Source organism: Bacillus sp. JJ1122 (assembly GCF_036964885.1).
GTDB lineage: Bacteria > Bacillota > Bacilli > Bacillales > Cytobacillaceae > Mesobacillus.
Window position 1 is genome coordinate 1 of sequence record NZ_JBALQL010000044.1, and the last position, 14,156, is coordinate 14,156.

Consider the following 14,156-nt stretch of genomic DNA (forward strand, 5'->3'; position numbering starts at 1 on the left):
TGTTTGGGTGAACAGATTTAGGGTGGGTGGGATTTTGCAGACAGAGGGATTGGCAGCTATTGGTCTTATCTTTTTTGATGATATAATGAATCTGACATATAAAGAAAGGAGGCTGGGTGTAGTAATCCTCTAGTAAGGCTGAATCGAATACAAAGGAGCTGTAATCAATGTCTCGTAAACCACGTAATTGGTATCCAGGCGCGGTCTATCACATCACTGATCGGGGAAATCGGCAAATGTCCATATTCATGGATGACAAAGACCGACTCAAGTACATGGATCTGCTTGAAGAGACCCGTACATACTTCCCATTCACTCTCCACGCCTATTGTCTGATGACAAACCACCTTCATCTTCTGTTAGAAACCATCAACCACCACCCGCAGGAAATTATGAAAATGCTGAACTCCCGTTATGGAATCTATTTTAATTACCGTCACAACTTGGTCGGACATGTCTTCCAGGGGCGCTATAAATCAGCAATGGTCGACTCGCCAGAATATTTTCTTAACGCCAGCAGATATATCCACTTGAATCCGGTAGAAGGGGATATCGTTCAGGATCCGGCTCGTTACAAATGGAGCAGTTATTCCGCGTATGCGTCTGATTCCATAAATCCCTATATCTCAACCGAAAGAATCCTTTCCTATTTCCCTGAACCTAAAAAAGATCATTACAGGAGAATAATAGAAAACGAAATAGCCCTTATAAAGTGAGTTGTTTACATTAACGTCCGTCACCATCATTCTTTCACTAACCACCCCATTCAATTTTTGGCAATGGGGTGGTTTTTTATAAAAAAATCAGTCTCAGGTCTTAGAAACCTTTACATTCCCAGTCCGTTAAAAGCAGGAGTTTTTATGGGTAATATGGAAGTATGGAATAAAGTGAAACGTTGACCGTGTGTCAATCGTATACATAGGAAGGATTCCATGAAGGAGTGTTTTGATGATGAACCCGATTCTTTCATTTTTTGTCCGTACCTTGGCAGCCATCCCGGCGACGATGTTCGTTTGGCTCCTCACCTATACTGGATTTGATCAGACATTCGGGGTGGCTTCCCTGATTGCAATCGCAGCCGGAGGGCTAGTATATTTCGGTCTCGGCAGCTATATGAAGACCAAATTTTTGAAAAAACATGGCCTGACGAGAAGGGAATATAAATATATAAAGAAAAATCTTGATGAGGCAAAAACGAAGATCAAACGCCTGCAAAAGGTCCAGTTTTCGATTCGCCATATCCGGTCGCTGAAGCAGCGAATGGAACTGATCCGGATGGTCCGGAATATTTATAACCTGACCAAAAGGGAACCGAAGCGATTTTACCAGGCGGAGACGTTTTATTTTTCACATCTGGATTCTGTCCTTGAACTTACCGAGAAGTATGCTTTTCTAACCTCACAATCCAAGGTGAATCGTGAAATGCAGTATACACTCGAAGACACTCAGCGCACTTTGATCGATATGGCAGGCGTTGTCGAAAAAGACCTCTACCATGTCCTGTCGGATGATTATGACCATTTGAATTTTGAAATAGATGTCGCCAAGCATAGGCTGAATTCGGTAAAAGAAACGAAATACCTTGAAGGAAAATGGAGGACGAAGAAATGAATGAGAAAGACCTCGATTTGTTAAAAAACAGCGGAAATATTATGGACGATATTCTTGCGAACCCGTTTGGCGAGCAGGGAGATCTTGCTATGAAAGCAGTAAGCCCTGAGCAGGAAAGCAAGCCGGTAAAACTTGTCGATGTGATTCCTGAGGAAAATCGGGCGAAGGCTTATCAGCTGGCGGAGCAGATTGACCCGAAGAACCACCAGGCGATGATTATGTACGGAACACAGGCACAGGGGAAATTGCTGACGTTTTCGCACGCAATGCTTGAACATGTCCAGAAAAAGGATGTAGGCGAGATTGGCGATATTATCAGCGACCTGATGAAGCACCTGAACCAGGTGAGCCCTGATGAATTGCGTGCTGAAAAGCCAAACTTACTGTCACGGATGTTCGGGAAAATGAGCGGTACCATCCAGGAAGTCTTGTCCAAGTATCAGAAGACCGGTGCACAGATTGACCGAATCAGTGTAAAGCTTGACCGCAGCAAGAATGTGTTGCTTTCAGACATTGGCATGCTGGAAAAATTGTATGAAACGAACAAAGAATATTTCCATGCGTTGAATATCTATATCGCAGCAGGGGAAATCAAGCTGGAAGAGCTTCATGAAAAAACGATTCCTGCGCTGAAAAAGGCTGCAGCGGAAACGAATGACCAGATGAAGTTCCAGGAAGTCAATGACATGATCCAGTTCGCCGACCGACTTGATAAAAGGCTGCACGATTTGAAATTAAGCCGTGAAATTACCATTCAAAGCGCACCGCAAATCAGGCTGATCCAGAACACGAACCAAGCGCTCGTCGAAAAGATCCAATCATCAATCGTAACGGCGATTCCACTTTGGAAAAACCAGGTTGCGATTGCTTTGACATTGATCAGGCAGCGCCATGCCGTTGAAGCACAAAAGCAGGTTTCAAAGACAACCAATGACCTGCTGCTGAAAAACGCAGAAATGCTAAAAACCAACACAATTGAAACAGCCAAAGAAAACGAGCGTGGACTGGTCGATATCGAAACATTGAAAAAGACCCAGGAAAACCTGATCTCCACACTAGAAGAAACACTGAGAATCCAGGAAGAAGGCCGTACAAAACGCCGCATGGCCGAGCAAGACCTTGCAGTAATGGAAAATGAATTAAGAGTCAAGCTGCTCGAAATAAAAGGGAACTAAAGAAGTGCGTTGATGCGGTGAAGCGCCGGGGGTCAGACCCCCGGCGCTTTAAAGTGGTAAAGGGAATGGTCTCTAGAAGGAAACCATCCCCTTTTTTCTATTTATTCACCCTCTTGCTTTTCTAATCCGTTTCACCCTATCATTGAAACATTATTAAACAAAAAGGATGAGAATGATGGATCAAAGGATTCTGCCGGCTTCTTCTAACATGAAGGACTTTGAGCGATTTTTGAAAAGCCCTTTCGAAATAGGGGTATTTCTTGAAATGCATATAGCGCAGCTGAAAAATGTGAATGCCATGGCGGAGGCTCATGGGAAGAAGATGCTGTATCACATGGATATGATTCATGGATTGAAAGCCGATGATTACTCTACAGAATTTATTTGTCAGGAATACAAGCCATATGGTTTGATATCAACAAAATCCAACGTGATTTTAAAGGCGAAGCAAAAAGGGGTCATCGCTGTACAAAGGGTGTTCTTGCTAGATTCGCATGCTCTTGAAAAAAGCTATAAGCTTCTGGGAAAAACGCAGCCTGACTATATTGAAGTACTCCCAGGATTGATACCCGAACTAATTTCAGAGGTCAACGAACGAGTGAATATCCCTTTGTTTGCTGGTGGTCTAATAAGGACCGTTCAAGATGTGGAAAATGCGTTAGAAGCTGGTGCAGTCGCAGTGACCACGTCGCAAAAAGAAATATGGCACCACTTTGCCTGACTTTTTAACCATTTTACATCAAAAATAAAATATTAAAAGTAAGCATGTTGACAGCGTTTTCATCCTCTAGTATACTCAACTACAAGTTAATAGACGTGACGGAGAATGGGAGATTCACACAGATACGCCAATTTATTTGGTGTGTACTGTTGTGGGTCTCCCTTTTTTGTTTTATCTGTCACGCCTGCCATCTATCGAACAAAATAAAGCAGCAGGAAAGGGGAATGATCTATGTCAGCTTTCATGGGAGAAGTCATCGGGACGATGATTCTAATTGTCTTTGGTGCCGGAATTGGAGCGGGATCAACGCTCAAAAAATCTTATTCGAACAATGCAGGATGGATTGTCATTACCATTGCATGGGGACTCGCGGTCACTATGGGCGTTTTTGCCGTAGGTTCTATCAGCGGAGCGCATTTGAACCCGGCTGTTACACTTGCACTTGCAATCAATGGATCGTTTCCATGGGCAGATGTACCAGGCTATATGCTAGCTCAGTTGATTGGAGCCATCATCGGTGCGTCACTCGTATTCTTTCATTATTTGCCGCACTGGAAGGAAACATCAGACCCGGGAGCAAAATTAGGGGTTTTTGCAACAGGACCTGCCATTCCGCATACATTTTCAAATTTATTTAGTGAAGTTTTCGGAACTTTTATTCTAGTATTAGGATTATTATTCATTGGAGCGAACAAATTTACAGAAGGGTTGAATCCAATTGCAGTTGGCCTATTAATCGTTGCCATCGGTATGTCGCTTGGAGGGACAACGGGGTATGCCATCAACCCGGCGCGTGACCTTGGGCCAAGAATTGCACACTTTATTCTGCCAATCCCAGGCAAGGGAGGCTCCAACTGGGGCTACTCATGGATTCCGGTTGTCGGCCCACTTTTAGGAGGCGCAATGGGAGCCGTGTTCTATCAGGCATTTTTCGCAGGCGAACTTACTACGACTTTTTGGGTCGTAACTGGTATAGTTGCATTAAGTCTAGCATTAGCTTATACAGTAGGGAAAAAGCAAGAAGGCGAAATGGATTCTTCTAAAATAGGCAAATTAAAACCATATAACAGATAAAGCATCAGAAAACAGCCCGCACTTCAGCAGTGTGACGCACCACCGCACCGGGGGTCTGACCCCCAGGATATTAATGCTTTAAAGCGCCGGGGGTCTGACCCCCGGCGCGGTAACGCTTTAGTGTGATGGGGTTAAGTTAAGTGAATTTATTTACAAAGGGGAGGAACTACTAATGGAAAAGTATATTTTGTCTCTGGATCAGGGAACGACTAGTTCGAGGGCGATTCTTTTTAATAAGGCTGGGGAAATTGTCCATGTTGCTCAGAAGGAATTTACGCAGCACTTTCCGAAACCAGGCTGGGTGGAACATAACGCAAATGAAATCTGGGGTTCGATCCTTGCTGTCATTGCGAGTGTTTTATCAGAGTCTAATGTTAAACCTGAGCAAATAGCGGGAATAGGGATAACAAACCAGCGTGAAACGACTGTAGTGTGGGACAAGGAAACGGGAGTCCCTGTATATAACGCAATTGTTTGGCAATCCAGGCAGACAAGCGGAATTTGTGATGAACTGAAAGAAAAAGGCTACAACGATCTTTTCAGAGAAAAAACGGGCTTGCTGATTGATGCCTACTTCTCCGGCACGAAGGTAAAATGGATCCTTGACAATGTAGACGGCGCGAGACAGAAAGCCGAGGGGGGCAAGTTGCTGTTCGGCACGATCGATACTTGGCTCATCTGGAAGCTTTCCGGCGGCCGTGCCCACGTTACGGACTATAGCAATGCTTCGCGTACGCTCATGTTCAATATTTACGACCTTAAGTGGGATGAGGAACTGCTGGATATCCTTGGAGTTCCTGCATCCATGCTTCCGGAGGTAAAACCTTCTTCAGAAGTCTACGCCGAGACAGTCGCTTACCATTTTTACGGCCAGGAGGTTCCGATTGCCGGAGCCGCGGGTGACCAGCAGGCGGCATTGTTCGGCCAGGCATGCTTTGAGAAAGGCATGGCGAAAAATACTTACGGAACAGGCTGCTTCATGCTGATGAATACAGGTGAAAAAGCAGTTCGTTCTGAGCATGGCCTGTTAACGACCCTTGCATGGGGCCTGAATGGGAAAGTGGAGTATGCGCTTGAAGGCAGCATATTCGTGGCAGGTTCGGCCATCCAATGGCTGCGTGATGGTTTAAGAATGCTGAAAAATGCGAAGGACAGCGAGGATTATGCCTCAAAGGTCGAGTCCACTGATGGTGTGTATGTAGTACCTGCTTTCGTAGGCCTCGGAACTCCGTATTGGGACAGCGATGTAAGGGGAGCGGTATTCGGTCTTACCCGCGGCACAAATAAGGAACATTTCGTCCGCGCGACCCTTGAGTCACTTGCCTACCAGACGAAGGACGTGCTGTCAGCGATGGAAGCTGACTCCGGCATTGAGCTTAAGACGCTTCGAGTGGATGGCGGTGCGGTTAAAAATAACTTCCTGATGAACTTCCAGAGTGATATCTTGAATGTTCCAGTAGAACGTCCGGTTGTCAACGAAACGACGGCATTGGGCGCTGCATACCTTGCAGGCCTGGCAGTTGGTTATTGGGAAAGCCAGGAAGAAATCGCGAAACAATGGGCGATCGATCAATCATTTGATCCGAAAATGTCTGATGAAGACCGTGATCAGCTATACGGCGGCTGGAAAAAAGCGGTTAAAGCGGCAATGGCATTCAAATAAATTTCACAGCATCACAATATCTTTTTTACTAAAAATTTGATATACTAATAACAAGTTAATAAATCGGCAGGAGAACTGGAGAGACCGCGAAGCATTACCATGAAATGGGTGATGTTTTTCGCGGTCTCTTTTTCTGTCTAAAGGAGGAAATAACAATGTTTACGAATGTAAAACGTACAGATATACTCTCCAATTTAAAGGAAAAGAAATATGATTTGCTGGTGATCGGCGGCGGAATTACCGGAGCAGGGATTGCGCTTGACGCAACGACCAGGGGAATCAGCACTGCCCTTGTGGAAATGCAGGATTTTGCTGCAGGAACTTCCAGCAGATCAACCAAGCTAGTTCATGGCGGTTTGCGCTATCTGAAGCAGCTGGATGTAAAGGTTGTCGCCGAGGTAGGCAAGGAAAGAGCGATCGTCTACGAAAACGGACCACATGTGACGACACCTGAATGGATGCTGCTCCCTTTGCATCAGGGCGGAACATTCGGCAGCTTCTCCACGTCAATCGGACTGAAGGTTTATGACTTTTTGGCAGGTGTAAAAAAGAGCGAGCGCCGCAGCATGCTTTCGAAGGAAGAAACCCTTTCGAAAGAGCCATTGATAAAAAAAGCTGGCCTTAAAGGCGGCGGCTATTACGTAGAGTATCGTACAGATGATGCTCGTCTGACCATCGAAGTCATGAAAGCGGCGGTGGAAAAGGGAGCAACAGCTTTAAACTATTCAAAGGTTGAAGACCTGATTTATGAAGATGGCCGAGTCGTTGGCGTCCTGGTAAAAGACCAGCTGACTGGTGAACAATATAAAATCCTTGCGAAAAAAATCATTAACGCCACAGGTCCATGGGTGGATATTTTACGGGAAAAAGACGGTTCCAAAAAAGGGAAAATGCTGATTTTATCGAAGGGTGTGCATATCGTCATCGACCAGTCGCGATTCCCTTTAAAGCAGGCGGTTTACTTTGACACGCCGGATAAAAGGATGATCTTTGCCATCCCGCGTAATGGGAAAACGTACGTTGGCACGACGGACACTTTTTACAATGATGAAAAAGCAACACCGAGGATGACCCAGGCGGATATGGATTACTTGATCAACGCAATTAACTACATGTTCCCTGAGGTAAAAGCAGCTCAAAAGGATGTCGAGTCCAGCTGGGCGGGGATTAGGCCATTGATTCATGAAGAAGGGAAGAACCCATCTGAGATATCAAGGAAGGATGAGATTTGGGAATCTGACTCAGGCTTGATCACCATCGCGGGAGGAAAACTGACAGGTTACCGGAAAATGGCCGAAACGATTGTAGACGTTGTGGCGGATAAGTTCAGGTCAGAGGAAAATAAAGATTACGGGGCATCAAAGACAAAGCACCTGCCGATTTCCGGAGGAGATTTTGGCGGATCAGAGAAGTTTTCGCAGTTTGTTGCGGCAGCAGCAGAGCAGGGAGTAAATGCTGGCCTTGCAAAAGAGGATGCGACACACTTGGCAAGGTTCTATGGATCCAATTCACCTGTTGTGTTTGAGCTCGTTAACAGACAGAAAAACAGTGCAGAACAATACAGGCTGCCTGCCGTAACCTTTGCTAAGCTGGTATATGGAATCGAACACGAAATGATCGCCACACTAGTAGATTTCTATTTCAGAAGAACAGGAGATCTGCTCTTTAACATCAACACAGTACTAAAGACAAAAGAAGCAGTCAGCCGCTATATGGCCGACCGATTCAACTGGACAGACGAAGAAAAACAAAAACAAGAAGCAGCCCTGGAAATAGAAATTAAAGCAGCAACCAACCCAATCCAATAAACAAGAACACTTTAACACACTAACGCCCTGGGGGTCAGACCCCCAGGGCGTTAATGCGTTAAAGCACCGGGGGTCTGACCCCCAATGCTTTAAAGTGATAAAGCGAACTTAGCTTCCTTGTATCCCAATCAATGATACGCCTGCCATAATCAGCAGGACGCCGATGATTTTTGGCATGGTGAGGGGTTCATGGAAGACGAAGTAGGCGCCGAAGACGGCGAAGATGTATGCGAGTGACTGGATCGGATAGGCGACGCTGAGCGGCACTCGTGTCAGGATGAACAGCCACAGCACGGTTGCCAGCCCATACATGAACAGACCGCTCACGATGTAAGGGGAGAGGAACAGCTTAACGACTCCGCCAACAGACTGATAGCTGTCTGTACGCCCCATCAGTCCGAACTTCCACAAAAATTGCCCGCCGACCAGGATCAGTGTATTTAAAAAGATCAGAAAAAAGTTAAGAATGCTCATTTTGTCGTTCTCCGCTCATATCTTTATTAGTTGTTGCAGTAAGCCCGGATTTTAGGTCCTCGCCCTCTGCAGCCTGGCGATTTCTCATACCCTCAGCAGAATGTCCATTGTTCAATTCCTCAACAGATACGCGAATACGCTTATTCCCCGCAGCCTCAGAGCGCAAATCCTCACTACCAAGAACATTACCAAACTCAACCCCCGCCTGAGAATTCTTCAAATCCTCCAGCTCCTTCGAAAGATAGGCAACCTCCTGAACAAGGTTAATCAATTTACTTTGCTGACGGGAAAAAACCATTGTATGGTACATCAATAGCGACAGGACGACGAAAAAACCAATCAAAAAGATTAACGATGGCATATAACTCACGCCAATGGCGACGGCCAAACGATTTAAATAAGGCAGGCCGAAGGCGACGAACAAAGCCCCAATCGCGAACAGCATCCACATGAAGGCTTGCTGGTCATGCAGCTTATGTTGTGACGTTAGCCAGATCACCTGCAGCAGGAAAAATACGGCAACGATGATGGCAATAAGTTGAACAGTGTTCATGAAATCCTCCTAGAAAACGGATCGTATATTCAAACAGAAGCATTAAAGGTTGAAATCGGGTCCTAAAAAACCGAACGTATAATAGAAAAGAACGTAACCTTCATCATATAGTAAAGCGATTTTATTGGTGTGATCGAGGATTGTCCACCTTGTCGGGCGTTCATCTCGACCTTCATTTCCTTCACCTTATATCCCTTATGGGCAAGCTTCACTAAAACCTCTACCTCAGGATAATCAATCGGATAATAAAGGGCGAATTCCTCAATGATGCGGCGGTTCACCACTCGATAGCCTGATGTCGGGTCCATCACTTTAATCCCCGCCAAAAAGCGGATCATGTAATAAAAATAAAAAATGCCAAGCCTCCGCATTAGGCTTCCTTTATAAGCGGTTTTCTCCACAAAGCGTGACCCAATCACCATATCGTAACCGGAACGCTCAATTTCCTCTACAAGATTGCGTAAATCACGAGGGTTATGCTGGCCGTCTGCGTCAAGCTGGATTGCATAGTCATAGCCATGGCGCTGCGCATATTTGTATCCGGTTTGCATCGCGCCGCCAATGCCGAGATTGACCGGCAGGGTGACATGGTTAAACTGGTTCTCCTTCAAGATCATAGCCGTCCGATCCTTTGACCCATCATTCACCACGAGGTAATCATAGTCACAGGAGTCAATCAGGTTTGTTACTGTATGGTAAATGGCTTCTTCTTCATTATAAGCAGGAATGATGATCAGCACTTTATTATGCATTGCAAGGCTCCTTTGTTTGTACTACGATACAAAGTATAACAAATGCACACAGGATAAGCGAAGGGAATTCTGATGGAATGGGACTTTTGCAGTTTCCCTTTTTAGTGTATCCTTATTTTGAAATAAGACAGATAAAGGAAGGTACATCCATTGAAGCGTATTTTTGAAAAAGTAGGGCCCGTCCACTACTTGCTGCTGTTTCTATTCATCGAAGCTTGTCTCCTCTTTTATATAAAAGCTGGTCCGCAGCCTGCAATGGTTGTCACTCCGGACGGCAAACTCTATTACAACCTTGCTGAAAATTTGGTCAATGGCAAAGGCCTGATCAACACGGTGAGGGAAGAGGACATCATTGTGCCACCGCTATTTTCCCTGATCTTGGCGCCATTTGTCCTGCTGTTTAACAGCCCGACTCCGTTTATCGTCGTTCAATATATTTTGTTCGCCTTGAACGGTGTGTACATCAGCTTTTTGGCCGGCAAGGTGTTCAGGTCAAAGCTTGCAGCTATCCTGACAGGAGTTTTATATGGAATTCAACCGGTCCTCCTATTGAACGGACCGCAATATTTACTGACCGAAACAATCTTTATCACTTTTTTACTCGTTGTATTGCACATCAGTATCAACTGGATCACGTCGGAAAATAAGCAAAAGCCATTTTACCTGCTGTTATTCGTGATGACCTTAAGCCTGTTATTCAGGCCGCATCTATTGTTCATGTTCCCGGTTGTCCTGCTGTTTGCACTCTTTTTTATTATAAAAAAAGTGCAGAAACTCAGCTCGATGGCAGCTTTCCTTATTCCGGTCGTTCTCCTGATGATAAACGGCTGGCACAACCAGCTGCTGCACGGTGAGTTTGTCACTCTCGAAAACTATAGCGGCATGAATCTCTATATTGCCAATAACCCTGAATCCGATATCGGCTTTTATAACTCGAATATGCTGCCGGATTACGTCGAGCCGATCTTTTATGAGTTAAAAGATGTGCCGCTTTCTGAAAAAAGCGCGATTTTAAAGGAAGAAGCTTTTGGATATATTTTTGGTTCACCGATTGAAACCGCCAAAAGGGTCATAATCAAGTTCTTCTTATTTTTCAAAGGGATTTTCCTGATTGACTGGATCACCATCATTTTGAGTATCGCTGGATTATTGCTGGCTTTTTTGAAAATGAAGGAAAATCGAATTCTGCTGCTTTTCATTTTGCTGTACATTCTCGGATTCGCTGCTTTGACTTCAGCAGGTCTGCTGGTTGGAGGGCAGCGTTACCGCACACCAATCATTCCGGTGTACCTGCCATTCGCGGCTTTCCTGGCTGCACAGCTCGTTAGTGGGGTTATTCGCAAAAAACAGGTGGAAGATTAGATATTGAGGAAGGGGGCAAGCGCTGAGCTTGTCCTTTTTTATTTTGTGGGAAGATGGTCAAGTACCATGATGCTCGACCCTGCAAGAAAAAGACATAAAAAAACCCCCGTCTTTTACCAGAAGAAGGGGGGAAGCCCAAAGTGGCTATTCAACCAAAATCTACTATAGTTTACGCTGGCTAACTTGCTTTTATAAGGGTATTTCATTATGGTAAAATAAAACATTAACTGCTAAAAAATCACAGTTCTCGCTATTGTCACCATTTTATTAGTAATAAAATACCGTCATTAGGATAATTTTGGGCGTTAAACCGGTAAAGCAAGGAAATTAATTAAGGATATATTCCTAAAGGTTTTTTTAAAAAAACCTCAAATTTCTACTCCTGAATCTCCAAATGGGTTTTCAATTCTTTTTGAACACGTTGTTTTTCAGACTCATCCACTTGATAATAATAAATTCCATCCATCTTACTGCCCGTACCCTTTAACTCGATCTCGTCTATCTTTTTGCCAGCTTCCTTATATTTAAACTGGATATTATACATTTCTCCAAACGTTAAGTTTGTTTTAATATTGCCTCCGAGAGCGGCCAGAATCTCTTCATAGTTGCCCAGTGAAGACAAGCTTGCTCCCTCTCGAATGACAGCTCTGATGATTTACCTCTGTCTGTACTGACGGCCAAAACCGCCTCTTGGATCTTCATATCTCATTCTTGAAAAAGCCAGGGCCTTTTCTCCATGTAGTTCTATTTGCTCTTCAGGGAAATCATAACCGCCATATTTGAAGCTAAGGTCATTATTAACTGTAACACCGCCAACTGCATCGACTATGTCGCGAAAACTTTCCATATTAATCTGCAAATAATAATCGAGCGGGATATCGAGAAAATTTTCCACTGTATTCATCGACATTTCGACACCGCCAAAGGCATAAGCATGGTTAATTTTATCCAGCTTATCTTTACCGACGATCTCTGTCCTTGTATCCCTTGGAATACTCAGTATTTTTACCGAATTTATGTTAGGGTTCACTGTAAGCACGATCATCGTATCGGAACGCCCTTTGTCACCTTCACGCTCGTCTACTCCAATCATCAGCACAGAAAAGGGTTCTTTTTTTTCAAGCGTGATTGGCTTTACCCGTTTTTTCGACTTTTCACGGCTGATAGATTCCTGCATCGTGGTAACGGTCTCGTTCAATGATTTATAAATGGAATAGCTGTATATCCCGATTGCAGAAATAACGAAAAGGAAGAATACAATTAATATTCGGGTCCATTTCTTTTTTTTTCCTGCGGCAATGCGGGTCATATACTTGAAGCCTCCAATTGAATTTCACCTATACTATCCTTAACTTGAACTTGTTTTTTAAAGCCTGTTGAAATGAGCATATATATATAGTCAAACGGCTCGTGTAAATCCGACTATTATTTGGAATTTTGAGGTTGTGGGAGAGGCCATATTCCCGATGTTTATTCCATTATATTCCCTATATATTAGGGAAAATTTACATGTATTACAATAAGATTAAATTTGTTAAAATCTTTTTAGCAAGATAGGATATTTCTTGTAAAACTACTAAATTATTAATCTTATTCCAGGAGGAATTACCTTGGCAAATCACTCTTTTAAAAAATTCCTTGCAGCGGGAACATCTGCTGCAGTAGTCGTTTCTATTGTTGCTCCAGCAGCTTCTGCTGAATCCCTTCACCCATTCACTGATGTAAGCAAGAACTATGATGAGGCTGTAGGTACTTTATATGAGTGGGGAATTGTTAACGGAAAATCCGATACAACGTTCGGAACAAACCTTAACCTGACTCGCGGAGATGCAGCTGTCATCATGGCGAACGCTCTTGGCCTTGATACTGAAGAGGCTCCTGATGCAGGATTCACAGATTTGATCCCGCGTATCGAAGGTTCTGTAAATGCTTTGGCTGAAGCGGGTATCATCTCAGGTGTGAGCAAGGACAAATTTGCACCTAACCTTCCGTTGACTCGCGGTGCTATGGCAAAAATCCTTGTTTTGGGCTTCGAGCTTGAGGATTATGCTACAGAAACTACATTCAAGGATGCAGTGGGAGCATTTGGACCATATATTGAAGCACTTTACGGCACTGAGATTACTTATGGCAAGACAAAGGATTCTTTCGGAACAAACCTGAACATCACTCGCGGTGATTTCGCCAACCTCCTTTATAGAACATTCACATTCATGGATGAGAATATGTATATGCCTTATGCAGAATCTGCTGAAATCGTAGACGCTAACACTCTTAAAGTGACAATTGAAGAAGCAGCTCCAGAGGAATATACTGCACAGGATATCGCTGAAGGCTTAATGATCGGCTTTGAAGCGAAGGACGGCTCTATGACCATTCCTGGCTTGTTGAACGCAGAGCTTTCTGCAGACCGCAAGACAGTTACATTTGATATCTCTCCAAGCCTGGAAGGCAAGGAAGGTACTTTATGGATTGATGATTTAGAATTGGCTGTTGATTTTGCTGCGCCAGTAGCTGGCAAAGGCTCTATCACTCTAGCAGGAACTACAACTCCAGTAGCATTCGACTTCGCAGGTAAAACAACAGCAAACGTTGAACTAGCTGGTACAAATGGTGTTGCCAACCTTGACGGCATGAAAATGTCTGTTGTCGATAAATACAGCACTCCAACAACTGATGTGATCGTTACATTGGACTCAACAACAGTGGAAGCAGCAAAAGCTGGCGAAGGCAAAACATGGGGAACATTGAAATACAATAAAGGAAGCTGGGAACTGGTAAACGACGCAGTTTATGACAACATCCCAGCAGGCAGCTACGTCCTAAAAGCACCATTCACAGACGCAGCAAAAAACACAACAACCCTAACACTGAACGTAACAGTAAAATAATTAGGCGGTGGGTTCCACTCCCGCATTAACGCATTAAACCCCTGGGGGTCAGTCCCCCAGGGGTTTAATGCG

Annotated in this window: 12 protein-coding genes and 1 pseudogene; 9 read left to right on the forward strand and 4 right to left on the reverse strand. The window is 44.3% G+C overall.

The genetic code is table 11. The annotated features are described in order from the left end of the window. Positions 1-167: 167 nt before the first annotated feature. The 7 genes from V7201_RS21485 to V7201_RS21515 all read left to right on the forward strand — a co-directional run bounded on the left by V7201_RS21485 (position 168) and on the right by V7201_RS21515 (position 8,052). Positions 168-716, forward strand: a complete 549-nt coding sequence (locus V7201_RS21485) for a transposase (RefSeq protein WP_335378797.1) — start codon at positions 168-170, stop codon at positions 714-716. A gap of 232 nt (positions 717-948) precedes the next feature. Next, the gene (locus V7201_RS21490) at positions 949-1,611 is read left to right on the forward strand and encodes a 5-bromo-4-chloroindolyl phosphate hydrolysis family protein (RefSeq protein WP_335378798.1); all 663 of its coding nucleotides are present in this window, start codon (positions 949-951) and stop codon (positions 1,609-1,611) included. After that, a complete protein-coding gene (locus V7201_RS21495; RefSeq protein ID WP_335378799.1) occupies positions 1,608-2,786 on the forward strand; it encodes a toxic anion resistance protein in 1,179 nt (392 codons plus the stop codon). Before V7201_RS21490 ends, V7201_RS21495 begins: the two co-directional genes overlap by 4 nt. 175 nt (positions 2,787-2,961) lie before the next feature. After that, positions 2,962-3,507, forward strand: a complete 546-nt coding sequence (locus tag V7201_RS21500) for a glycerol-3-phosphate responsive antiterminator (RefSeq protein ID WP_335378810.1) — start codon at positions 2,962-2,964, stop codon at positions 3,505-3,507. A gap of 231 nt (positions 3,508-3,738) precedes the next feature. After that, positions 3,739-4,581 (forward strand): MIP/aquaporin family protein, encoded by an 843-nt coding sequence (locus tag V7201_RS21505; RefSeq protein ID WP_335378800.1) that lies wholly within the window; start codon positions 3,739-3,741, stop codon positions 4,579-4,581. A gap of 172 nt (positions 4,582-4,753) precedes the next feature. Then, the gene (glpK, locus tag V7201_RS21510) at positions 4,754-6,244 is read left to right on the forward strand and encodes a glycerol kinase GlpK (protein ID WP_335378801.1); all 1,491 of its coding nucleotides are present in this window, start codon (positions 4,754-4,756) and stop codon (positions 6,242-6,244) included. A gap of 155 nt (positions 6,245-6,399) precedes the next feature. Next, positions 6,400-8,052 carry a glycerol-3-phosphate dehydrogenase/oxidase gene (locus V7201_RS21515; protein WP_335378802.1) on the forward strand — a complete coding sequence of 551 codons (1,653 nt, stop codon included), beginning with the start codon at positions 6,400-6,402 and terminating at the stop codon, positions 8,050-8,052. A gap of 108 nt (positions 8,053-8,160) precedes the next feature. Here the strand turns inward: V7201_RS21515 and V7201_RS21520 are convergent, their stop codons facing one another. From V7201_RS21520 to V7201_RS21530, 3 genes are all read right to left on the reverse strand, one after another. Further along, the gene (locus V7201_RS21520; RefSeq protein ID WP_335378803.1) at positions 8,161-8,526 is read right to left on the reverse strand and encodes an EamA family transporter; all 366 of its coding nucleotides are present in this window, start codon (positions 8,524-8,526) and stop codon (positions 8,161-8,163) included. Continuing rightward, positions 8,513-9,079, reverse strand: a complete 567-nt coding sequence (locus V7201_RS21525) for a DUF2304 domain-containing protein (protein ID WP_335378804.1) — start codon at positions 9,077-9,079, stop codon at positions 8,513-8,515. Before V7201_RS21525 ends, V7201_RS21520 begins: the two co-directional genes overlap by 14 nt. A gap of 62 nt (positions 9,080-9,141) precedes the next feature. Beyond that, positions 9,142-9,831 (reverse strand): glycosyltransferase family 2 protein, encoded by a 690-nt coding sequence (locus V7201_RS21530; RefSeq protein WP_335378805.1) that lies wholly within the window; start codon positions 9,829-9,831, stop codon positions 9,142-9,144. Positions 9,832-9,981: 150 nt separating this feature from the next. Here V7201_RS21530 and V7201_RS21535 point away from each other — a divergent pair, with 150 nt between their 5' ends. Further along, positions 9,982-11,193 (forward strand): hypothetical protein, encoded by a 1,212-nt coding sequence (locus V7201_RS21535; protein WP_335378806.1) that lies wholly within the window; start codon positions 9,982-9,984, stop codon positions 11,191-11,193. Between the two features lie 376 nt (positions 11,194-11,569). On the opposite strand, the pseudogene V7201_RS21545 reads toward V7201_RS21535, so the two are convergent. After that, positions 11,570-12,502: pseudogene (locus tag V7201_RS21545) on the reverse strand (LCP family glycopolymer transferase). Positions 12,503-12,803: 301 nt separating this feature from the next. On the opposite strand from V7201_RS21545, the gene V7201_RS21550 reads away from it, so the two are divergent. Further along, positions 12,804-14,084, forward strand: coding sequence for an S-layer homology domain-containing protein (locus tag V7201_RS21550; RefSeq protein WP_335378809.1), 1,281 nt, complete (start codon positions 12,804-12,806; stop codon positions 14,082-14,084). The last annotated feature ends 72 nt before the right edge of the window (positions 14,085-14,156 follow it).